This window comes from Mesorhizobium sp. M4B.F.Ca.ET.214.01.1.1 (assembly GCF_004791545.1).
Taxonomy (GTDB): Bacteria; Pseudomonadota; Alphaproteobacteria; order Rhizobiales; family Rhizobiaceae; genus Mesorhizobium; species Mesorhizobium abyssinicae.
In genome coordinates this window covers 67853-89294 of record NZ_SRUX01000012.1, presented here as the reverse complement: position 1 = coordinate 89294, position 21442 = coordinate 67853, and the positions used below count along the sequence as shown (strand labels likewise).

Sequence of the window (21442 nt, the reverse complement as noted above, 5' to 3'; positions counted from 1 at the left end):
GCTCGCAAACGGAAAATGAAGCCATGCGGCTCAAGATCACCCATCGGACCGAGTACCGCTACGATGCGCCGGTGCAATATCTGCTGCAGCGGCTGCGCCTGCTGCCGGTCAGCGGCCACACGCAGACCGTGCAGTCCTGGGGCCTGAATATCGACGGCGCGCGCGAGGAGGTGCGTTTCACCGACCACTTCGGCAACGACACAAGGCTTCTGAGCGTCGAAGGCGAGCCTCACGCCATCACCATCGAAGCGTCGGGCGATGTGCTCACGCGCGACACCACTGGCGTATCCGGTCCGCATCATGGTTTCGCGCCGCTCTGGCTGTTTGCCCAGGAAACGCCGTTGACCGCCGCCGGCGAAGGCATTCGCGAGCTTGCCGGCTCGGCGGGGAAGGGCACCGATATCGAGCGGCTGCACCGGCTGATGGGCACGATCGGCGAGCGTGTCGCCTACAAGCCTGGCGCCACCACCGTGATGACGCCGGCCGAGGAGGCGCTGGCGTTGAAGACCGGCGTCTGCCAGGACCACAGCCATATCTTCGCCGCCGCGGCGCGCGCCATGGGGTTTCCGGCCCGCTATGTCAGCGGCTATCTGATGATGGACGCGGCTGTCGAGCAGGCAGCAAGCCACGCCTGGGCCGAGGCGCATGTTCAGGGCCTCGGCTGGGTTGCCTTCGATGCCGCCAACGGCATCTCTCCCGACGAACGCTATGTCAGGGTGGCGACGGGTCGCGACTACCGCGATGCCTCGCCCATATCGGGGATTCTGCTCGGTCAAGCGGACGAGAAGCTTGCCGTCACCGTCACGGTAGAGCAGTAATTCAGCAAGATTCGCCGCTGGAGCGGTGCGGCTTTGATAGATTCGCCGATCCGCTCCAGGTTTTTTGACGCAATTCCGGGCGGAAAGGCGCTACGCACTTCTCCTCGAATTGCTCTGGAAGTGCAGCCATGACCTATTGCGTCGGCCTGAAGATCGATCGCGGGCTCGTGTTCATGTCGGACACGCGCACCAACGCCGGCATGGATTCGATCTCCACCTTCAAGAAGATGCATGTCTGGGAGGAGCCCGGCGAACGCGTCATCGTGCTGATGTCGGCCGGCAATCTGGCGACCACGCAGGCCGTCGTCAGCCTGCTCGACGAACGCACCAAGGCGGTTGCCGATCGTCACGCGACGCTGCTCGAGACGCCGTCCATGTATCAGACGGTGCGGCTGGTCGGCGACACGGTCAAGGAGGTCATCGCTCATTCCTCGCCGGCCGGCGACAAGGCCGATTCCTATTTCAACGCCTCCTTCATCCTCGGCGGCCAGATCAAGGGCAGCCCGCCGCGGCTGTTCATGATCTATCCGGAAGGCAATTTCATCGAATCGACCGACGACACGCCGTTCTTCCAGATCGGCGAGACCAAATACGGCAAGCCGATCATCATCCGCGCCTATGAGCGCACGATGAGCCTGGCCGAGACGGTGAAGCTGCTTCTGGTCTCATTCGATTCGACGCTGAAGTCGAACCTGTCGGTCGGCCTGCCGCTCGATCTCCTGTTCTACGAGAAGGACGCCTTCAAGGTCAGCATGAAGAAGCGCATCGGCCAGGACGATCAATATTACCGCACCATCTCGGACGGCTGGTCGAACGCCCTGAGGACCGCCTTTGCCAGCCTGCCGGACTATCCGGGCTAGGGCGGCGCGACCTCGCTGGCGCATTGCCTTTATATATTTAACATGTTAATCAAAATTCGAGCCGGCTGAACTCGCCGGCAGCCGCCGGCTATCGGGAGGAAACATGGACAACAGCGAATTCCGCGCATGGTCGAGGCGTGCCGCCGACTGGGGCGTCGACTACCGCGACACCTTGCGCGAACGGCCGGTGCGGCCAGCGCTCGCGCCCGGCGAGGTTTTCCGTGCCATCGAGGTCTCGCCCCCGGAAACCGCGGAGCCGATGGAGCGGATCTTCGCCGATTTCGAGGAAAAGATCGTGCCCGGCATGACGCATTGGCAGCATCCGCGCTTCTTCGCCTATTTCCCGGCCAATGCTGCGCCCGTCTCGGTGGTTGCCGAATATCTGGTCTCCGCGATGGCAGCGCAGTGCATGCTGTGGCAGACCTCGCCGGCGGCGACCGAGCTAGAGACCCGAACAGTCGACTGGATGCGCCAGGCGCTCGGCCTGCCGGAAGGGTTTTCCGGTGTCATCCAGGACTCGGCCTCGTCGGCGACGCTGGCCGCCGTGCTCACCATGCGCGAGCGCGCGCTCGACTGGCAAGGCAACCGCAAGGGACTCGCCGGGCAGGCGCGGCCGCGCGTCTATTCTTCCGACCAGGTCCACACCTCGATCGATCGCGCCATCTGGGTCGCCGGCATCGGCGAGGAGAACCTCGTGCGCATCCCAGCAGCCGGCCGCTTCCGCGCCATGGACACCGTGGCCCTCGAGGCCGCGATCGTCTCCGACCGCGAGGCCGGGATGCTGCCGGCGGGTATCATCGCTTGCGTCGGCGGCACCAGCACCGGCGGCACCGACGACATCGCCGCCGTGGCTGCTGTCGCCAAACGGCATGGGCTCTATCTGCATGTCGACGCCGCCTGGGCCGGATCGGCGATGATCTGCCCGGAGTACCGGCATTTCTGGGCCGGCGTCGAGGACGCCGATTCCATCGTGTTCAATCCGCACAAATGGCTGGGCGCGCAATTCGACTGCTCGATCCAGTTCATCCGTCGGCCGGAAGATCTCGTGCGCACGCTTGCAATCAAGCCGGACTATCTGAAGACCCACGGCCACGACGGCATCATCAACTACTCGGAATGGTCGGTGCCGCTCGGTCGCCGGTTCCGGGCGCTGAAACTCTGGTTCCTGCTTCGCGCCCATGGGCTGGAAGGATTGCGCACCATGATCCGCAATCACGTCACCTGGAGCCAGGCTCTCGCCGCGCGGCTTGCGGGGGAGGCGGACTTCGAGATCGTGACCGAGCCAATGCTGTCGCTGTTTTCGTTCCGGCATCGGACAGGACCGGGCGCCAACCCCGACGAGCACAATCTTCGCCTGGTCAATGCCATCAACGATGACGGCCGCATCTACCTGACGCAGACAAAGGTCGATGGCGCGATCGCGATCCGTTTCCAGGCCGGCCAGTTCGAGGCGACGGCGGCCGATGTCGAGGCGGCATTCGACGTCATCACCGAAATCGCTCGCCGCCCCACCTGAAGCAACTCGCCGCAGCTTGCGGCCGGTTTGGCTTTGCGATCATATGGTTTTCGTTAGCCGGCTTATCCCTTTTCATTGCTTTCGTTTTGCGATATAGACAAGAAAAACGAAAACGGGAGGGAGAGCGATGTTTCTGTCGCCGCGTCATGCCGAGATCATCCAGATGGCCAAGGACCATGGCCGCGTGCTGGTCGACGACCTGGCAACGCATTTCAACGTGACGCCGCAGACCATCCGCAAGGACCTCAACGACCTCTGCGACCAGAGGCTGCTCACCCGCATCCATGGCGGGGCGCTGTTCCCGTCCGGGATCGAGAACATGGAATATGAGGCGCGCCGCAAGATCGCCGCCGATGAGAAGGAGGCGATCGGTCGCGCCGCCGCCAGGCTGATCCCCGACAACGCCTCACTGTTCATCAACATCGGCACCACTACCGAGTCCGTCAGCAAGGCCTTGCTGGATCACAACGGCCTCATGGTCATCACCAATAATATCAATGTTGCCAATAGGATGCGTGTCTATCCTTCGATCGAGGTAGTGATCGCCGGCGGCGTCGTGCGCGGCTCAGACGGCGGTGTCGTCGGCGAGGCGGCCGTCGATTTCATCCGGCAGTTCAAGGTCGACTACGCCGTCATTGGCGCCTCGGCCATCGACCATGATGGCGCGCTGCTCGATTTCGACTTTCGCGAGGTCAAGGTTGCGCAAGCCATCATCGCCAACGCAAGGCACGTCATCCTGGTTTCCGACCAGACCAAGTTCGAGCGCACCGCGCCGGTCCGCATCGGCCATCTGTCGCAGGTCAACACCTTCATCACCGACCGCTGCGACATCCCCTCGGTGCGCAAGATCTGCGACGAAGCCGAGGTTCAACTGATCGAAACATCGCTCGGCTAGGCCATCTCCGCAGCGTCATCACACGCCTGTGATATTTCGTTTGACATTCGTTCTTATTTCGAATTAATTCCGTGACGGTTTCGCAAAAGACCAAAAATGCTGCAATGCGAAATCGCTGGAGGACTTCTTGGACGCATCACCGATCCATGACATTTTTGTCATTGGCGGCGGCATCAACGGCTGCGGCATCGCCCGCGACGCAGTTGGTCGCGGCTTCTCGGTCTTTCTCGCCGAAATGAACGATCTGGCCAGCGGCACCTCGTCCGGCTCGACCAAGCTGATCCATGGCGGCCTGCGCTATCTCGAGTTCTACGAATTCCGCCTAGTGCGCGAAGCGCTGATGGAGCGCGAAGTTCTCTGGAAGAACGCGCCGCACATCATCTGGCCGATGCGTTTCGTGCTGCCCTATGCCGAGGGCCTGCGGCCGGCCTGGCTGATTCGGCTCGGCCTTTTCCTCTACGACCACATTGGCGGCCGCAAACTGCTGCCGGCGACGAAGACGCTGGACATGGCGAGGGACCCGGCCGGCAAGCCGCTGAAGCCGCTGTTCCGCAAGGCCTTCGAATATTCCGACGGCTGGGTCAACGATGCCAGGCTGGTAGCGCTGAATGCTCGCGATGCGGCCGACCGCGGCGCGATCATCCGCACCCGCACCAAGGTCGTCGGCGCGCGCCGTGACGGCGACCTCTGGGCAATCCGACTCGAGGACGTGCGCACCGGCGAGACCGAGGAAGTCAAGGCCAGGCTTCTGGTCAACGCCGCCGGCCCCTGGGTGGACCACGTGCTGTCGGCGACGGTCGGCCAGAACGACGTCCACAATGTCCGTCTCGTGCAAGGCAGCCACATCGTCATCGCCAAGAAGTTCGACGACCCGCGCGCCTATTTCTTCCAGAACAAGGACGGCCGCATCATCTTCGCCATTCCTTACGAGGAAGAGTTCACGCTGATCGGCACCACCGACCGCGACTATCCGGGCGATCCGCATGAGGTGAAGATCAGCGACACCGAGATCGACTATCTGTGCGCGGCGGCGAGCGAATATTTCGCTCAGGCCGTCAAGCGCTCGGACATCGTCTGGACCTATTCGGCCGTGCGCCCGCTCTATGACGACGGCGCCTCCAAGGCGCAGGAAGCGACCCGCGACTACGTGCTGAAGTCCGATGGCGGCGAGGGGGCAGCGCCGATCATCAACGCATTCGGCGGCAAGATCACCACCTATCGCCGGCTGTCGGAATCGATGCTGGAAAAGATCGAAGGCTTCCTCGGCAAGCGCGGCAAGCGCTGGACGGCGGACGCGCCTTTGCCGGGCGGCAACTTCCCTGCCACCGGCTTCGAGGCGCAAGTGGCGAAACTGAAGAGCGCCTATCCGTTCCTCGACCAGCGCCTGGCGCGCCGGCTGACCCGGCTCTACGGCACGCTGGCGCAGGCCGTGCTGGGCCTGGCCAAGTCGAATGCCGATCTCGGCCGCAACTTCGGCGCCGATCTCTATGAGGCTGAGGTACGCTATCTGGTCCAAAACGAATGGGCGCTGACCGCCGAGGATGTATTGTGGCGCCGGACCAAGCGCGGCCTGCATCTCAGCCGAGAGCAGGCGGCGACGCTCGACGAATTCATGCGTGGAATAAGCCGCCGTCACGTCGCGGCGGCCGAATAGGATGGCCGTGTGATGCACAGAGCCGGGGAGGAGGCATCATGCTGGAACTGAGAAACGTGTCGAAGACGGTCGGCGCGGCGGAGCACATCCGTGACGTGTCGCTGACACTTCAGCATGGCTCGCTCAACGTGCTGCTCGGCCCGACGCTGTCAGGCAAGACCAGCCTGATGCGGCTGATGGCCGGTCTCGACGCGCCGACGTCAGGCTCGGTCTGGTTCGACGGCAAGGATGTCACCGGCCAGCCGGTCCAGAAGCGCAACGTCGCCATGGTCTACCAGCAGTTCATCAATTACCCGGCGATGACAGTCTACGAGAATATCGCCTCGCCGCTCAGGGTCGCCGGCGCCGAGCAGTCGAAGATCGACAAGGAAGTGCGCAACGCCGCGGCACTCCTGAAGCTCACGCCCTATCTCGACCGCACGCCGCTCAGCCTTTCCGGCGGTCAGCAGCAGCGCACCGCGCTGGCGCGCGCCATCGTCAAGAACGCCAGCCTCGTCCTGCTTGACGAGCCGCTCGCCAATCTCGACTACAAATTGCGCGAGGAGTTGCGCGCCGAGCTGCCGAAGATCTTCGCCGCCGCCGGCACCATCTTCGTCTACGCCACCACCGAGCCGCACGAGGCGCTGCTGCTCGGCGGCAATACGGCGACGCTCGCCGAAGGCCGCATCACCCAGTTCGGACCGACCATCGAAGTGTTCCGCAAGCCGGTCGACCTCGTGACGGCGAAGACCTTCGCCGACCCGCCGCTCAACACCATCGTGCTTGCCAAGAAGGGTGCGGTCTTCCTGCTGGAAGGCGGCGTCACGCTGCCGGTGCCGGCGGAACTCGCCGGCATCGCCGATGCAAGCTATACGATCGGCTTCCAGCCCCACCACCTGTCGCTGGAGCGCCCCAACGCAGCCGCCGTGCCGGTGCGCGCCAAGGTCACCATCACCGAGATCACCGGCTCGGAGAGCTTCATCCATCTCGATTTCGCCGACGCGCGCTGGGTGATGCTGACCCACGGCATCCGCGACTTCGAGCCGGATGCCGAAGTCGAGGTCTTCATCGACCCGCGCCACATCATGGTCTTCGACGGAAACGGCCGCGCCGTCGCCGCGCCGAAGCTCGCGGCTTGAGGAGGAAGCGATGGCACGCATCGACGTCAACCACATCCGCCACTCCTATCTGCCCAATCCGCAGAAGGATTCAGATTTTGCCCTGAAGGAGGTGCATCACACCTTCGAGGATGGCGGCGCCTATGCGCTGCTCGGGCCTTCCGGCTGCGGCAAGACCACGCTGCTCAACATCATTTCGGGGCTGCTGCACCCTTCGCACGGCCAGTTGCTGTTCAACGGCAAGGACGTCACCAGGCTGTCGACGCAGGAACGCAACATCGCTCAGGTGTTCCAGTTCCCGGTCATCTACGACACGATGACCGTCTACGACAATCTGGCCTTCCCGTTGCGCAACCGCGGCGTGCCGGAAGCCGATGTCGACCGCAAGGTGCGCGAGACGCTGGAGATGATCGATCTCGCGTCATGGGCGAACAGGAAAGCGCGCGGCCTGACCGCCGACCAGAAGCAGAAGATCTCGCTCGGCCGCGGCCTGGTCCGCTCCGACGTCAACGCCATTCTGTTCGACGAGCCGCTCACCGTCATCGATCCGCATATGAAATGGGTGCTGCGCTCGCAGTTGAAGCAGCTGCACCGCCGCTTCGGCTACACCATGGTCTACGTCACGCACGACCAGACCGAGGCGCTGACCTTCGCCGACCGGGTGGTGGTCATGTATGACGGCGAGATCGTCCAGATCGGCACGCCGGCCGAACTGTTCGAGCGCCCGCGCCACACCTTTGTCGGCTATTTCATCGGCTCGCCCGGCATGAACGTCATGCCGGTGGCGATCGACGGCAGGACCGCGACGATCGGCAGCCAGCGCATCGAACTGCCGGGCGTGCCCAAGACTGTCGGTGCGAACGCCGGCGCCGGCTCGATCGAGCTCGGCATCCGCCCCGAATATGTCAGGCTCGGCCGCGACGGCATGGCCGTCAAGGTCAGCAAGGTCGAGGATGTCGGTCGCCATAAGGTGGTCCGTGCCAGCCTCGAGGGCCGCGAGATCGCCGCCGTCATCGGCGAGGACGACACCGTGCCGGCCGATCCGAAGGTTCGCTTCGACCCTGCAGGCATCAACATCTATGCCGATTCCTGGCGCGTCGAGATGGGGGCATAGATGGAAAAGACCTGGAACAACAAGGCCTGGTTCCTTGTCCTGCCGGTGCTGGTGCTGGTGGCGTTCTCGGCCGTCATCCCGCTGATGACCGTCGTCAACTATTCGGTGCAGGACACCTTCGGCAACAACGTCTTCTTCTGGGCAGGCACCGAGTGGTTCGAGGAGCTGCTGTCCTCCGACCGCTTCTGGGAAGCGATGGTCCGCAACCTGATCTTCTCCTTCATCATCCTCATCATCGAGGTGCCGCTCGGCATCTTCATTGCGCTCAACATGCCGAAGAAGGGCTGGGGCGTGCCGGTCTGCCTGGTGCTGATGGCGTTGCCGCTGCTGATCCCGTGGAATGTCGTCGGCACGATCTGGCAGGTCTTCGGCCGCAACGACATCGGCCTGCTCGGCTACTACGTCAATGCGCTCGGCATCGACTACAACTATGTCCAGGATCCGATCGACGCCTGGGTCACCGTCATCATCATGGACGTCTGGCACTGGACCAGCCTCGTCGTGCTGCTCTGCTATGCCGGCCTGGTCTCGATCCCGGATGCCTTCTACCAGGCGGCCAAGATCGACGGTGCCTCGCGCTGGGCGGTGTTCCGCTACATCCAGCTTCCGAAGATGCAGCGCGTGCTTCTGATCGCCGTGCTGCTGCGCTTCATGGACAGCTTCATGATCTACACCGAGCCTTTCGTCGTCACCGGCGGCGGCCCCGGCAATTCGACGACATTCCTGTCGATCGACCTCGTCAAGACGGCGCTCGGCCAGTTCGACCTCGGTCCGGCGGCGGCCATGTCGTTGGTCTACTTCCTGATCATCCTGCTGTTGTCATGGGTCTTCTACACCGTGATGACCAACTACGACGCGGAGCGCTGAGATGAGCGGCGTCAACGAAAGAACAAACAGAGTGAGCGAGACGGCGGTTTCGGAAGGGCTGAGCAGCGCCCTGTCGCAGGACGAGGTGGCGCGGCTGATGCGGCGCCGCGGCGAGGAATCGCGCTGGTGGTGGATCGTGCCGACGGTCTACATCATCGTCATCCTGCTGCCGATCTACTGGCTCATCAACATGAGCTTCAAGACCAATGCCGAGATCGTCTCGTCGCTGACGCTCTATCCGCATGCGCCGACGCTCGCCAACTATCGCACCATCTTCAGCGACCCGTCCTGGTATTCGGGCTACATCAACTCGATCACCTATGTGGTGATGAACATGGTGATCTCGGTCGCCGTGGCGCTGCCGGCGGCCTATGCCTTCTCGCGCTACCGTTTCCTCGGCGACAAGCATCTGTTCTTCTGGCTGTTGACCAACCGCATGGCGCCGCCGGCGGTGTTCGCGCTGCCCTTCTTCCAGCTCTATTCGGCCTTCGGCCTGATCGACACCCATATCGCGGTGGCGCTGGCGCACTGCCTGTTCAACGTGCCGCTGGCGGTGTGGATCCTCGAGGGCTTCATGTCGGGCGTGCCAAAGGAGATCGACGAGACCGCCTATATCGACGGCTATTCGTTCCCGCGCTTCTTCGTGAAGATCTTCATGCCGCTGATCGCCAGCGGCATCGGCGTCGCCTGCTTCTTCTGCTTCATGTTCTCATGGGTGGAACTCTTGATCGCGCGCACGCTGACCACCACCGACGCAAAGCCGATCGCCGCCACCATGACCCGCACCGTCTCGGCCGCCGGTATGGACTGGGGCCTGCTCGCCGCCGCCGGCGTGCTGACGCTGATCCCGGGCGCGCTGGTCATCTGGTTTGTCCGTAACTACATCGCCAAGGGCTTCGCCCTCGGGAGGGTATGACCATGAACCTCGACCTCTCCTGGATGGCGTGGACCTGGCCGACGGCGGCCTTCTTCGGCACCGTCTTCCTGCTGCTTTGCGGCATGGCGGCGTGGGAATATGCCTCGCCGGGCGGCAATCCGCGCATCGGCGTGCTCCGCTTCGAGACGACGCGCGGCGACCGTCTCTTCCTTTCGCTGCTTGGCAGCGCCTTCATCCATCTCGCTTGGCTGGGTCTGGTTGGACCCAACCTGTGGTGGGCTCTCGCTCTCTCCGTAGTCTACGCCATCGGCGTGTTCCGCTACGTATAGAGGGGGAAACTGTTGGAGCGGTCGCGTGCCGGCGGCCGCTCCAGATCGCACTTGAAACCTAAATGTGGAGGAAACTTATGCGACGGCAAATTTTAACATCAACGACCGCCATTGTCCTATTGCTCGGGGCAGGCAATGCCTATGCCGGTATGGACGAGGCCAAGGCCTTCCTGGACAAGGAAATCGGTCCGCTGTCGACGCTCTCGCGCGCCGACCAGGAAAAGGAAATGCAGTGGTTCATCGACGCCGCCAAGCCTTTCGCCGGCATGGACATCAAGGTCGTCTCCGAAACCATCGCCACCCATTCCTATGAATCGCAGGTGCTGGCACCGGCCTTCTCGGCCATCACCGGCATCAAGGTGACGCACGACACGATTCAGGAAGGCGACGTCGTCGAGAAGATCCAGACCCAGATGCAGACCGGCCAGAACCTCTATGACGGCTGGGTCAACGACTCCGACCTGATCGGCACCCACTGGCGCTACCAGCAGGTGCGCAACCTGTCCGACTGGATGGAAGGCGACGGCAAGGACGTCACCAATCCGAACCTCGACCTCAAGGACTTCATCGGCACCTCGTTCACCACGGCGCCCGACAAGAAGCTCTATCAGTTGCCCGACCAGCAGTTCGCCAACCTCTACTGGTTCCGCTACGACTGGTTCAACGACGAGAAGAACAAGGCCGACTTCAAGGCCAAGTACGGCTACGACCTCGGCGTGCCGGTCAACTGGTCGGCCTATGAGGATATTGCCGAGTTCTTCACCGGCCGCGAGATCGACGGCAAGAAGGTCTATGGCCACATGGACTACGGCAAGAAGGACCCGTCGCTCGGCTGGCGGTTCACCGACGCCTGGCTGTCCATGGCCGGCAACGGCGACAAGGGCATCCCGAACGGTCTGCCGGTCGACGAATGGGGCATCAAGGTCGACGAGAATTCGCGTCCGGTCGGCTCCTGCACCGCGCGCGGCGGCGACACCAACGGCCCGGCTGCCGTCTACTCGATCCAGAAGTACCTCGACTGGCTGAAGGCCTACGCTCCGGCCGAAGCCCAGGGCATGACCTTCTCCGAATCCGGCCCGGTGCCGGCGCAGGGCGCGGTCGCACAGCAGATCTTCTGGTACACCGCCTTCACGGCTTCGATGGTCGACGCCGGCGCCAAGGCGGTTATGAACGACGACGGCACGCCGAAGTGGCGCATGGCTCCGTCGCCGCACGGTGTTTACTGGAAGGACGGCATGAAGCTCGGCTACCAGGACGTGGGTTCCTGGACGCTGATGAAGTCGACGCCGACCGACCGCGCCAAGGCCGCCTGGCTCTACGCGCAGTTCGTCACCTCGAAGACCGTCGACGTCAAGAAGAGCCATGTCGGCCTGACCTTCATCCGCGAGAGCACGATCCACGACAAGAGCTTCACCGAGCGTGCTCCGAAGCTCGGCGGCCTGATCGAGTTCTACCGCTCGCCGGCCCGCGTGCAGTGGTCGCCGACCGGCACCAACGTGCCTGACTATCCGAAGCTGGCTCAGCTCTGGTGGCAGGCGATCGGCGATGCCTCGTCCGGCGCCAAGAGCGCGCAGGAAGCCATGGACTCGCTCTGCGCCGAGCAGGAAAAGGTCATGAGCCGCATCGAGAAGTCGGGCGTCCAGGGCGATATCGGCCCGAAGATGGCCGAAGAGCATGATCTCGCCTACTGGAACGCCGACGCGGTCAAGAAGGGCAATCTCGCGCCTCAGCTGAAGATCGAGAACGAGAAGGAAAAGCCGATCACCATCAACTATGATGAGCTGGTCAAGAGCTGGCAGAAGTAAGACTGACTGATGCGGGCGTCAGCGCCCGCATGGATCCTGCGGGGGAGGCGGCTTTTGCCGTCTCCCCTGTTGCATGAAGAGTGGAGGGAACGGCAATGAGCGGCTTTGTGCTTGCCATCGATCAAGGGACGACATCGACCAGGGCGATCCTGTTCGACGACAAGATGAAAGTCGCCGGCACCGGCCAGCAGGAATTCACCCAGCATTATCCGGCCTCAGGCTGGGTCGAGCACGATCCGGAGGAGATCTGGGCAAGCGTGGTGGCGACGGTGAAGGCCGCGCTGAAGGCTGCCGGCCGCAGTGCCTCGAATGTGGCGGCGATCGGCATCACCAACCAGCGCGAGACCGTCGTCATCTGGGACAGGGCGACCGGCAAGCCGATCCACAATGCCATCGTCTGGCAGGACCGCCGCACCGCGCCGCTCTGCCAGAAGTTGAAGAAACAGGGGCTGGAAAAGACATTCACCAAGAAAACCGGCTTGCTGCTCGATCCCTATTTCTCCGGCACAAAGATCGCCTGGATGCTGGACAAGGTGAAAGGCGCAAGGAAGCGCGCCGAGAAGGGCGAACTGCTCGCCGGCACCATCGACAGTTTCCTGATCTGGCGGCTGACCGGCGGCAAGGTTCACGCCACCGACGCAACCAATGCCTCGCGCACGTTGGTCTACAACATCGAGAAGAATGTGTGGGATGACGAGCTGCTGTCGATCCTGCGCATCCCGGCCGCGCTGCTGCCCGAGGTGAAGGATTGCGCCGATGACTATGGCGTGACCGAGAAGGGCCTGTTCGGCGCTGAAATAAGAATCCTCGGCGTCGCCGGCGACCAGCATGCGGCGACCATCGGCCAGGCCTGTTTCGAGCCCGGCATGATGAAATCGACCTACGGCACCGGCTGCTTCGCGCTGCTCAACACCGGCGCCGATCTGGTGCGTTCGAAGAACCGGCTCTTGACCACGATCGCCTACCGGCTGAACGGCAAGACCACCTATGCGCTGGAAGGCTCGATCTTCATCGCCGGCGCCGCCGTGCAATGGCTGCGCGACGGCATCAAGGTGATCGGCAAGGCCGAGCAGAGCGGCGCGCTCGCGGCAGCCGCCGATCCGGCGCAGAATGTGTATCTGGTGCCGGCCTTCGTCGGCCTCGGCGCGCCGCATTGGGACGCCGAGGCGCGCGGCGCGATCTTCGGCCTGACCCGCAACTCAGGCCCGGCGGAGTTTGCCCGCGCGGCATTGGAATCCGTCGCCTACCAGACCCGCGACCTGCTTGACGCCATGCGCAAGGACTGGAAGGGGGCGTCCGCGAAAACCGTGCTTCGGGTCGATGGCGGCATGGTCGCTTCCGACTGGACCATGCAGCGGCTGGCCGACATCCTCGATGCGCCGGTCGACCGGCCGACCATCCTCGAGACGACCGCGCTCGGTGCCGCCTGGCTGGCTGGGTCGAAGGCGGGCGTGTGGCCGGAGGCGAAGGACTTCGCCAAGACCTGGGCGCTCGACCGCCGCTTCAAGCCGGAGATGGACGCTGCGACACGCTCCGCCAAGCTGGCGGGCTGGCGCGACGCTGTGCGCAGGACGCTGAGCGTGCCATAAGAAGCCCCATCAGGCGCTGAGTGCTGGGGGCGAGGGGGGATGGATCCGGACTGGTATGCTGGCTGGCGCGAAGAGGCATTCGATCAGCTGAACGCCAAGAACGACCGCTTGCAGAAGGATTTCCGCCTCGGCAGCTGGCCGCGCTACGACTACGATCTGGAGGCAGGAAAGCTCCTGTTTTCAGACCAAGGCGTCGTCAAGGTGGTCAGCGAGATCCAGATTGCGGGCTCTACGAGCGCCAAAGCCGACAACTGGCTGTGGGCCTGGGCAAATTCAAACCTGCCCGGCGAGCTTCTCGGTGATGCCAAGCGGGTTCGGTCCTTCGGCGAGGAAAAAGGCATCGACGAGCTGGCTCAGGCCTATGTGCTCGATACGAACAACGACCTTGAGGCGCTGGGCTGGGAACTGACCGGCGCCATGGTTCGAATTTGCGAAGCGCTCGGAGCCTACCGTTCCCCACGCGGGGAGGGCGGAGGCTTGTATCTGATTATCAAGACCATCAGCTGGGCCAGCTGATTCGCGCATCGCTTCCTTTGCGACAGGGATATCGCGAAAGGCCCGTGCCGTTGCCGGCACGGGCCTTCGCAGCCTCCCGTGTTCCGATGATCAGGTCAGTAGGGCGAATAGCACTGCTGACGCGGGCCATTATACGGCTGGAACGTGTTGTCCCAGGCGCGATAGGACCGGTACCGGTCGTAGCACCACTGCACATGCGCATCGCCGCCGCGATAGACACGGGTCCGGTTGCTGTTGACGATGGCGCCGGTGATCAGCGCGCCGGTCGCGAAGGCAGCCAGCGGGAACCAGAAGTCGCCATGGCGGCGATAGCCGCGGCGATATTCGCGATACCCGCGATGGCCATTCCAGTACATGTCACCGTTGCGCGAATAGACGCGGTTGCGCGAGATGGTGCGGTGCCGTCGCCACTCCTGGTACTGGACGGTCTGGACATCAGACGAAAGCCCTTGCGGCTGCGGCGCATAGATTGGCTGGGCATTCACGGACATGACGTCCGCTGCCACGAACGAAGCCGACAGCGCGGCCGCCAGCAGGCTTGATGCGATCCTGTTCATCGCTCTTCTCCTCGAAGGGTGTTGATGTCCCTTGTGGGAAAAAAACGGGTGACGTAGGCAATTGTTCCCACGTTCCCGTCCAGATTGCAGAATGCGCCCCGATGGTAGCAGCGCTTGGATGCAAGGCCCAGCCTTCGACCCTCTCGCGCGCTGTGCCGCGCACGCTCGCATGGCTCACAATGCCGCGCCGGACACGGCCTGGAGGCCATGTTTTTCCGGTTGACCGGTCGATGCACTCTCCCTATGTTCCGCCCAATTTCGAGGGCGGCCTTATTCGAGCCCGCGGGAGCGCGTAGCTCAGCCGGTAGAGCAACTGACTTTTAATCAGTAGGTCATGGGTTCGAATCCCATCGCGCTCACCAAATTAATCAATGAATTCCGAAAGATATCGTTTCGCCTGAAACGAACGCAGCTGGTTTCCCACGAGGCTAACGGGCTGCTTGAAGTTCTTCGCGACGTGCGTCCAGCGCGATCGATCATCTAGTCAGGGGCGAGCGCGACGCGTGTCTGTTGGGCTGGGACCTATGGAATCAAGAAAGATCAAATATGAGAGGTTCGCCCTCTCGGGCCGTGCGCCCCAACAAGGCGTCGGCCACCTTCTGCTTTTATATCCCGTTATATCGGCCTATAATTGCGGCCGCCGACAAACGTCCCCCAAACTTGCTGTTTGCCGGTTAGGCCCGGCGGTCGCGCCACCCCACCCACACCCCCGGCCGCTGGGCCGCCACGCTCGTGAGGGAGCAAGTTTCGCGGCGAAACTCGAAGACGTTTCTTCGGCGGTGCTTTTCAGGCAGCGCAGCGCAAGACGTCAATGCGCGACAGGATCGTGCCTTATCAGGGCGGAACTTCGACGGTAATCTTGATCGCGGCATAGTAGGCCGCGGCATTGGCGATGTCTTCGTCGCTCAGCTTCTTGACGACCAGCGACATCATTGAACTCTTGCGCTCTCCGGCCTTGTAAGCCATCAGCGCGTGGACCAGATAGTCGTACTTCTGCCCGGCGATATTGGGCGTGTAAGACATTTTGCCGAGGCCATCCGTGCCGTGGCACATTTGGCATTGCACCATGACTTTCCGGCCGGCGATGCTGTCGCCTGCTGCCTGCGCAAATGATGAGTTGACCACGAGGGCAGCCAGGCCAAGGATCAAACCACGCATAGCTATGCTCCGTGCATGCTCCATCGTCCGTGGCCTTAGGTCGGACGACGAGGCACCCTACACCCGGCGAGGCTGCGTAGCGAGCTATATTAGCTGTAGCTTGATTACACTCACTCGAAGTGATCCAGTGCCGACCTCTCCCGGCTCGCTTCGGTACGGGGCGCAAAGAAGCACCGAATGTAGGAAAACGGCGGGGACAGGCAGATGTGATACTGGCTGTCTTCGCTTTCTATAACGCGGTTCTTGGGGATGAAATACCGGGACTTGGATCCGGTCCGGACATTGAAACCGCCACCTGGCAACGGCTCGACAAAGCGCGGAGCGATGATCCCACAGTCCTTTTTGGCGTCGCAGCATTCATAGCCGGTGACCGGATCGTGGTAGCCGGTGTACCAGCTGTGAGCGACGGTGAGCGCGATTAAAAAGAGCTTCGCCATGTCCGCCTAATTTAACACGGCGGCTCGACGACAGGCTATCCACATATTAGCAGACGCTTGCGAACCAATTCGCCGCACCGGGAGTCGATCGGGAAGCTCAGTCGCTCTACGGTCAGGCCCCGGTTTACTGACGGCCAGGCAATACATGCCGCATTTTACTAAATTAGCAATGATGCATGAAATGGCCTAAAATAGCTCAGCCGGCGACGCCCCCAACCAAGGCCCACCGGTCAGGCCCGGCCTCACTGGCCTACCCCGCCGCGGGTGCCGGGCCGCTATGAGGGAGGCTTTCCGATGCGAGCGGTTCTATTGATCCTTGCCGTCGTGGCCGTGTTCTTCATATGGGACAATCTGGCCAACGAAGGCCGATATTCTTCGGCAGTAGAGCGCAGCTACCGCTTGGCAGTGGCCGATCTGCCTACCGGCTACAAGCGTTGAATCGAGGAGTCAGCGCCGGCAGGGACGCCGGTAGCTTGGCCGGATAGCCATTGAGCCTTAAAAGCTCGCCAACCGGCGCCATCGAGGCACCAGCCCAAACTGCGAGCGCCCTGGCCCTTAGCCGCCGGGCAGTTGGAAAGCGATCAGGAGTAGCACAAAAGCGATGGCGGCCAGGACGATCGCGGCTGCCCGGATGCGTTTCATCCCACCTTGTTGCAATCGCTGTCGAACCTTCGCCGCTTCGTAGGCGCTATAGAGGCGCAGGCCGTCCTCGCCGAAGCGATCGCTGCTCGGATAGTTGTGTTGCGGCTTTTGGCGGAGCTTCAGCATTGTTGGACCGTTGAAAGAAAGACTCGCCGGGCATGAAACCCCAAACCCATGGCCCGGCGAGATTGACAACCCGACCCCACGATCAGGACCGGTGGAGGTGTCCCGGCAATCTCTCCAACGCAAGACAGGTGCCAGCTTTTGGTCCCGAACCGGGACAGAGGTAGCCGTGCGCCAGTTGGCGCTGGTCGCCAGCCAGTCCCTCGCGGGAAGCGAGCTTGCATGTGGGTACCAGTTGCGCGAAGCTGACCGCGGGGGAGTGGTGTAGATTCGAGGCAGCACCACCAATGTTCACTGACTACTACGAACTTCTTGAAATCAGCCCGAACGCCAACTCGGAAACGATTGAGCGGATATTTCGTTATTTTGCCATGCGCTATCATCCCGACAATCGGGACACCGGCGATGATTCACGCTTCAGCGAAATCGTGGAAGCCCACAACACGCTCAAGGATCCGGTCAAGCGCGCGCAGTACGACATCCAGTATAGAGACAATTTGGGCCTGCGCCGTGAGCTGACCGAGGAGGCCAGCAATACCAAGGGGCTTGAGCGGGATGTCGTGATCCAGGCGAAACTCCTGGCACTTCTCTATGTAAGACGCCGCCAGGACGTCAACAATCCAGGCATTGGCGATGACGAGCTCGAACGCCTGTCAGGCTGCCCGCGGGAGCATCTGGATTTTCATCTCTGGTATCTGAAGGCAAAGAGCTGGATAGCGAGGACCGAAAACGGGACGTTCGCCATCACCGTGGAAGGCATCGATCGGGCCAATTCCGAACACCGTCGCGAAGCCACGATCACCACCAAACTGCTGGATCATGCGGATTGAAGTACATCCCGGAGTTCTCCGGCCGTCGGCTCGCGCGCAGCGAAAGGGCACCAGGGGAGGGCAATAATTGTCCGAGACAAAGGTGATCGCGGTCAAGGACTGGAACTGTGCCATGAGCGACGAGCTTGGCCGTGTCGCCCTGATGATCAATCCGACCGATGGCGAGCCGGTCCTGGTTTTGATGACGATCTTTCAGGCAGCCAGGATGGGGCGCGAGCTGCAGTCGCCGAAACGCGTCTCTTGATGGCTTCGATATCCACAAAGGGGGCGTGGACCGCGAGGGCCAAGCTTGTCGTCAGACGGGGCGGCGGCTAGAGTCGGCGTTCGCAAGGGAGGCGATACATGGCACTTCACCTTTCGGCGGACACTCTGGCCCCCGCGGTGACGAAACCCCAAAAATATCTGTTCGGCCCGATCGCCGACTTCCTCATGCTCGGCGGCAGCGCGTTTCTCATCCTGCCGCTTCTGTTTCTTGTGCCGCTCGAATACGAAGGCCTCGTTGCCGCTACGATGGTCGTTGTGGCCTACCTGGTAAACTATCCCCACTTCGCCCACTCATATCAGATTTTCTACCGCAATTTCGGGCGCAAGGTGAGCGGCGACGGATACGACAAGGGCCTCCAGATCCGCTACATTTTCGCCGGCATCGCCGTTCCCCTGATCATGAGCGCCTTCTTTGCCTACGGCGCGGCGACGGCGAACACACGGCTGCTGGGCTATGCGACCAACGCCATGTTCTTCTTCGTCGGCTGGCACTACGTCAAGCAGGGCTACGGCATGCTGATGGTGGATGCCGTGCTCAAGCGCAAATTCTTCGACGACCGGGACAAGAAGGTGCTGCTGGTCAACAGCTATGCCGTCTGGATCCTGGCCTGGCTGCAGACGAACACGGCGGTCACCGCGGGCAAATACTATGGCCTGGAATATTACACATTCGCGGCCCCTTCGTGGATCACCGACATTGCCCTGCTGGTGGCCCTGGCATCCACCGCGGCCACGGTCCTGATGCTGGCCAGGCGCTGGCGGAAGAACGGCGGCGGCCTGCCGTACAACGGCATCGTGGCGTATGTCGCATCGCTCTACCTCTGGATCCTGATCGCGAGGATAAACCCGCTCTGGCTGCTGGTAGTGCCCGCGCTCCACTCGCTCCAGTACCTTGCGGTGGTCTGGCGCTATCAGACGAACGTCGAGCGCGACGGCCAGGATGCCGGAAAGGATCCGCAACCGAAGATCCTGTCGTTTCTCGGCCCTCTCTACCGGCTTCGTGTCCTCGGATTCATCGTCGGGGGCGGTGCGCTGGGCTATCTCGGTTTCTGGCTGATCCCGTTCGTGCTGACTGCCTTGATCCCCTACGACAGGCAGGTCCTCGGCTCATCGCTGTTCTTCTTCATCGTGCTGATATTCATCAACGTCCATCATTACTTCCTGGACAATGTGATGTGGCGCCGCGGCAACCCGGAAGTGTCCAAATATCTGTTCCGCTAGAGCAATTCGAGGAAAAGTGCGCAGCGGTTTTCCGTCCGGAATTGCGTCAAAACAAAAACTTAGGGCGGTTCGGCGACTATGAAACGCTGAACCGCCCTAGCCGCCTGTCCCATCGTCCATCATTGTGTTGGTGAGCGCCTCATAGGCCGCGCTGCATGTCGCGGAATGCGGACAATCCTTTACGACCAACACCGGCGCCACCGTGAGGATGGCGGCGATCAGGATTCGCAGGCCGAGCCCGATCGCGCTCATCGTTCTGCCGAGCAGGCCAGCGAACAGGAAGTAGAGACCCTGAGCCATGCAAGCGGCCGTCAGAACCCCCAGGAGCGGGCTCGTGGTTTTTGCAAACGGGGTTTATGTAGCCGTCCGGAAAACCCACCATGCTGAGGTCCATGGACCATTGCAGGGCCAGCACGACACTCAAGCCCGCCCAGGCAAGAGCGGCCATGCGTGTGATCCGTGTTTGCTTCGACTGCTCGCCGGCGACAGGCTTCAAGGATCAAGCCTCTCCGAAGACCAGCGAGACATTGCCGCCGGCGTGACGCTCGATCCTGCCGGCGAGGTCGAGTTCCAGGAGTACCATCGACACCTGCGCGGCGCTCAAGCCGGTATGGCGGATGATCTCGTCGACCGCCACCGGTGTCGGGCCGAGCGCCTCGAGCACGCCGGCACGATCATCCTCGCGCGGCGGCGGCGTCGCCGAGAGGTCGGGCGGCTCTGCCAGCGGCGCAACCCTCGGGGCGCGCACGCCAGCCAACGGCGCGATGGCGCTGGCAACATCGGCCGCTTCGGTGACCAGGGTGGCGCCGTCCTTGAGCAGGCCGTTCGAGCCGGCCGCGCGCGGATCGAGCGGCGAGCCGGGCACGGCGAAGACCAGTCGGCCCATCTCGCCGGCCAGCCTGGCGCTGATCAGCGAGCCTGAGCGCTGCGCGGCTTCGACCACCACCAGCCCCAGCGCCATGCCGGCGACGAGCCGGTTGCGGCGCGGAAAATCCTGCGCACGCGGCTGCCAGCCGAACGGCATTTCCGAGACGACGGCACCGCCGCGCTCGGCGATCTCGTTGCAGAGCCCGGCGTTCTCGGGCGGGTAGGGCATGTCGAGCCCGCCGGCCAGCACGCCGATAGTGCCGGTAGAGAGGCTGCCTTGGTGCGCCGCCGTATCGATGCCGCGCGCCAGGCCGGAGACGATCGCGTAGCCGTCGCGGCCAAGGTCCGCCGCCAGCATCCGCGCCATCTTGACGCCGGCGAGCGAGGCGTTGCGGGCGCCGACGATGGCGACCGCCGGCAGACGGAAGACCGCACCTTCGCCCTTCACCGCAAGCAGGGGCGGCGGGTTGTCCATGTTCTTCAGCAAGGGCGGATAGTCTGCCTCGCCAATGCCGACGAAACGGCCGCCGGCCCGCCTCGCCGCCTCAGCTCCGCCTCGGCCTCGGCCACCGTGGGAATGCGGACGATGCGGCTGGCGCCGCCCGACATCATCAACTCGGGCAGCATTTCGAGTGCGGCTTCGGCTGAGCCGAAGCGGTTGATCAGTTCGCGGAACGAGGCAGGACCGACATTCGGCGTGCGGATCAGGCGAAGCCAGCTCAGCCGCTGCCGGTCGCTGAGGCGCGGGCCGGCGGCGGGCTTGGTCATCCCTTGGCCCCGATCTTGCCCTCGGTGCCGGCGGTAAGCCGCGAGATGTTGGCGCGATGTTTTACCATGACGATCAGGCTCATCACCGCGAACAGTCCGGCAATCGCCGGCGTGCTGAGGAAGTAGAGCGCGATCGGCACCGCGACCGCCGCGGTCAACGCTGCGAGCGAGGAGTAGCGGAACAGGACGGCGACGGCGAGCCAGACGACGGCGAAGATCAGCGCCACCTGCCAGGCAAGGCCGATCAGCACGCCGAGGTAGGTGGCGACGCCCTTGCCGCCCTTGAAGCCGAGCCAGGCCGGAAAGAGGTGGCCGATAAAAGCGCCGAAGCCGGCCAACAGCGCAAGCTCCGGCGCGAAGCGGCCGGCGATCAGCACCGCCGCCGTGCCCTTCAGCGCATCGAGCAGAAGCGTTGCGGCGGCGAGCCCCTTGTTGCCGGTGCGCAGCACATTGGTTGCGCCGATATTGCCGGAGCCGATCTTGCGCACGTCCCCAAGGCCGGCCGCGCGGGTGATCAGCAGCCCGAACGGAATCGAGCCCAGCAGATAGCCGAACAGCAGCGCCAGGATACCGCCATAACTCATTGTTTCCCCCCGCGTTTCCTTCACCGCACGAAATGGCGGACTATGCCGCCATCG

Annotated in this window: 23 protein-coding genes, 1 tRNA gene and 1 pseudogene; 18 read left to right on the top strand and 7 right to left on the bottom strand. The window is 63.0% G+C overall.

The features are described from left to right. Window positions 1-23 precede the first annotated feature (23 nt). The 13 genes from EN857_RS22985 (at window position 24) to EN857_RS22925 (ending at window position 13937) form a co-directional block, all read left to right on the top strand. Window positions 24-818, top strand: coding sequence for a transglutaminase family protein (locus EN857_RS22985; protein ID WP_127391927.1), 795 nt, complete (start codon window positions 24-26; stop codon window positions 816-818). A gap of 128 nt (window positions 819-946) precedes the next feature. After that, window positions 947-1678 (top strand): peptidase, encoded by a 732-nt coding sequence (locus EN857_RS22980; RefSeq protein WP_127285977.1) that lies wholly within the window; start codon window positions 947-949, stop codon window positions 1676-1678. A gap of 103 nt (window positions 1679-1781) precedes the next feature. Next, entirely contained in the window at window positions 1782-3194 is a 1413-nt protein-coding gene (locus EN857_RS22975) for an aspartate aminotransferase family protein (protein ID WP_135859268.1), read from the top strand. 127 nt (window positions 3195-3321) lie between these two features. Continuing rightward, window positions 3322-4089, top strand: coding sequence for a DeoR/GlpR family DNA-binding transcription regulator (locus tag EN857_RS22970; RefSeq protein WP_127286741.1), 768 nt, complete (start codon window positions 3322-3324; stop codon window positions 4087-4089). 127 nt (window positions 4090-4216) lie between these two features. Further along, window positions 4217-5743, top strand: coding sequence for a glycerol-3-phosphate dehydrogenase (gene glpD / locus EN857_RS22965; protein WP_127392626.1), 1527 nt, complete (start codon window positions 4217-4219; stop codon window positions 5741-5743). Window positions 5744-5781: 38 nt separating this feature from the next. Further along, window positions 5782-6861 (top strand): ABC transporter ATP-binding protein, encoded by a 1080-nt coding sequence (locus tag EN857_RS22960; protein ID WP_127392625.1) that lies wholly within the window; start codon window positions 5782-5784, stop codon window positions 6859-6861. A gap of 10 nt (window positions 6862-6871) precedes the next feature. Beyond that, window positions 6872-7954 carry an ABC transporter ATP-binding protein gene (locus EN857_RS22955; protein WP_127286739.1) on the top strand — a complete coding sequence of 361 codons (1083 nt, stop codon included), beginning with the start codon at window positions 6872-6874 and terminating at the stop codon, window positions 7952-7954. Next, complete coding sequence (locus EN857_RS22950) at window positions 7955-8821, top strand: sugar ABC transporter permease (protein ID WP_126054723.1); 867 nt, start codon at window positions 7955-7957, stop codon at window positions 8819-8821. It begins immediately after the preceding gene. Between the two features lies 1 nt (window position 8822). After that, entirely contained in the window at window positions 8823-9737 is a 915-nt protein-coding gene (locus EN857_RS22945) for a carbohydrate ABC transporter permease (protein ID WP_127287343.1), read from the top strand. Continuing rightward, window positions 9734-10027, top strand: coding sequence for a DUF2160 domain-containing protein (locus EN857_RS22940; RefSeq protein ID WP_187331401.1), 294 nt, complete (start codon window positions 9734-9736; stop codon window positions 10025-10027). Before EN857_RS22945 ends, EN857_RS22940 begins: the two co-directional genes overlap by 4 nt. Window positions 10028-10104: 77 nt before the next feature. Then, complete coding sequence (locus tag EN857_RS22935; RefSeq protein ID WP_127392623.1) at window positions 10105-11832, top strand: ABC transporter substrate-binding protein; 1728 nt, start codon at window positions 10105-10107, stop codon at window positions 11830-11832. 95 nt (window positions 11833-11927) lie between these two features. After that, window positions 11928-13421, top strand: a complete 1494-nt coding sequence (gene glpK, locus EN857_RS22930) for a glycerol kinase GlpK (protein ID WP_128346457.1) — start codon at window positions 11928-11930, stop codon at window positions 13419-13421. 39 nt (window positions 13422-13460) lie between these two features. Beyond that, a complete protein-coding gene (locus EN857_RS22925; RefSeq protein ID WP_127311978.1) occupies window positions 13461-13937 on the top strand; it encodes a DUF6882 domain-containing protein in 477 nt (158 codons plus the stop codon). A 95-nt stretch (window positions 13938-14032) separates the two neighbouring features. Here the strand turns inward: EN857_RS22925 and EN857_RS22920 are convergent, their stop codons facing one another. Further along, window positions 14033-14494: a BA14K family protein gene (locus EN857_RS22920; RefSeq protein ID WP_127311977.1), complete on the bottom strand. Its 462-nt coding sequence runs from the start codon at window positions 14492-14494 to the stop codon at window positions 14033-14035. 286 nt (window positions 14495-14780) lie between these two features. On the opposite strand from EN857_RS22920, the gene EN857_RS22915 reads away from it, so the two are divergent. Further along, a tRNA-Lys gene (locus EN857_RS22915) sits at window positions 14781-14856 on the top strand. A gap of 472 nt (window positions 14857-15328) precedes the next feature. Here EN857_RS22915 and EN857_RS22910 read toward each other — a convergent pair. Beyond that, window positions 15329-15652 (bottom strand): cytochrome c, encoded by a 324-nt coding sequence (locus tag EN857_RS22910; protein WP_127311513.1) that lies wholly within the window; start codon window positions 15650-15652, stop codon window positions 15329-15331. Between the two features lie 110 nt (window positions 15653-15762). Continuing rightward, entirely contained in the window at window positions 15763-16089 is a 327-nt protein-coding gene (locus EN857_RS22905; RefSeq protein WP_127311514.1) for a hypothetical protein, read from the bottom strand. A 294-nt stretch (window positions 16090-16383) separates the two neighbouring features. On the opposite strand from EN857_RS22905, the gene EN857_RS34855 reads away from it, so the two are divergent. Then, on the top strand, window positions 16384-16527 hold the full coding sequence (locus EN857_RS34855) for a hypothetical protein (protein WP_189379657.1): 144 nt from the start codon (window positions 16384-16386) through the stop codon (window positions 16525-16527). Between the two features lie 117 nt (window positions 16528-16644). Here EN857_RS34855 and EN857_RS22900 read toward each other — a convergent pair whose 3' ends face one another. Further along, on the bottom strand, window positions 16645-16857 hold the full coding sequence (locus EN857_RS22900; protein WP_128346456.1) for a hypothetical protein: 213 nt from the start codon (window positions 16855-16857) through the stop codon (window positions 16645-16647). A 284-nt stretch (window positions 16858-17141) separates the two neighbouring features. On the opposite strand from EN857_RS22900, the gene EN857_RS22895 reads away from it, so the two are divergent. The 3 genes from EN857_RS22895 (at window position 17142) to EN857_RS22885 (ending at window position 19169) form a co-directional block, all read left to right on the top strand. Further along, window positions 17142-17684, top strand: a complete 543-nt coding sequence (locus EN857_RS22895; protein WP_127393240.1) for a J domain-containing protein — start codon at window positions 17142-17144, stop codon at window positions 17682-17684. Window positions 17685-17751: 67 nt separating this feature from the next. Next, window positions 17752-17928 (top strand): hypothetical protein, encoded by a 177-nt coding sequence (locus tag EN857_RS22890; protein WP_127393241.1) that lies wholly within the window; start codon window positions 17752-17754, stop codon window positions 17926-17928. 98 nt (window positions 17929-18026) lie between these two features. Then, on the top strand, window positions 18027-19169 hold the full coding sequence (locus tag EN857_RS22885; protein WP_127393242.1) for a hypothetical protein: 1143 nt from the start codon (window positions 18027-18029) through the stop codon (window positions 19167-19169). A gap of 96 nt (window positions 19170-19265) precedes the next feature. Here the strand turns inward: EN857_RS22885 and EN857_RS35835 are convergent, their stop codons facing one another. The 3 genes and pseudogenes from EN857_RS35835 to plsY all read right to left on the bottom strand — a co-directional run bounded on the left by EN857_RS35835 (window position 19266) and on the right by plsY (window position 21388). Then, window positions 19266-19469: a hypothetical protein gene (locus tag EN857_RS35835; protein WP_245493532.1), complete on the bottom strand. Its 204-nt coding sequence runs from the start codon at window positions 19467-19469 to the stop codon at window positions 19266-19268. A 199-nt stretch (window positions 19470-19668) separates the two neighbouring features. Then, a pseudogene (gene dprA / locus EN857_RS22875) lies at window positions 19669-20804 on the bottom strand (DNA-processing protein DprA). Beyond that, a complete protein-coding gene (gene plsY / locus EN857_RS22870; protein WP_127394194.1) occupies window positions 20801-21388 on the bottom strand; it encodes a glycerol-3-phosphate 1-O-acyltransferase PlsY in 588 nt (195 codons plus the stop codon). The pseudogene dprA and the gene plsY overlap by 4 nt, the downstream one beginning before the upstream one ends. Between the last annotated feature and the right edge of the window lie 54 nt (window positions 21389-21442).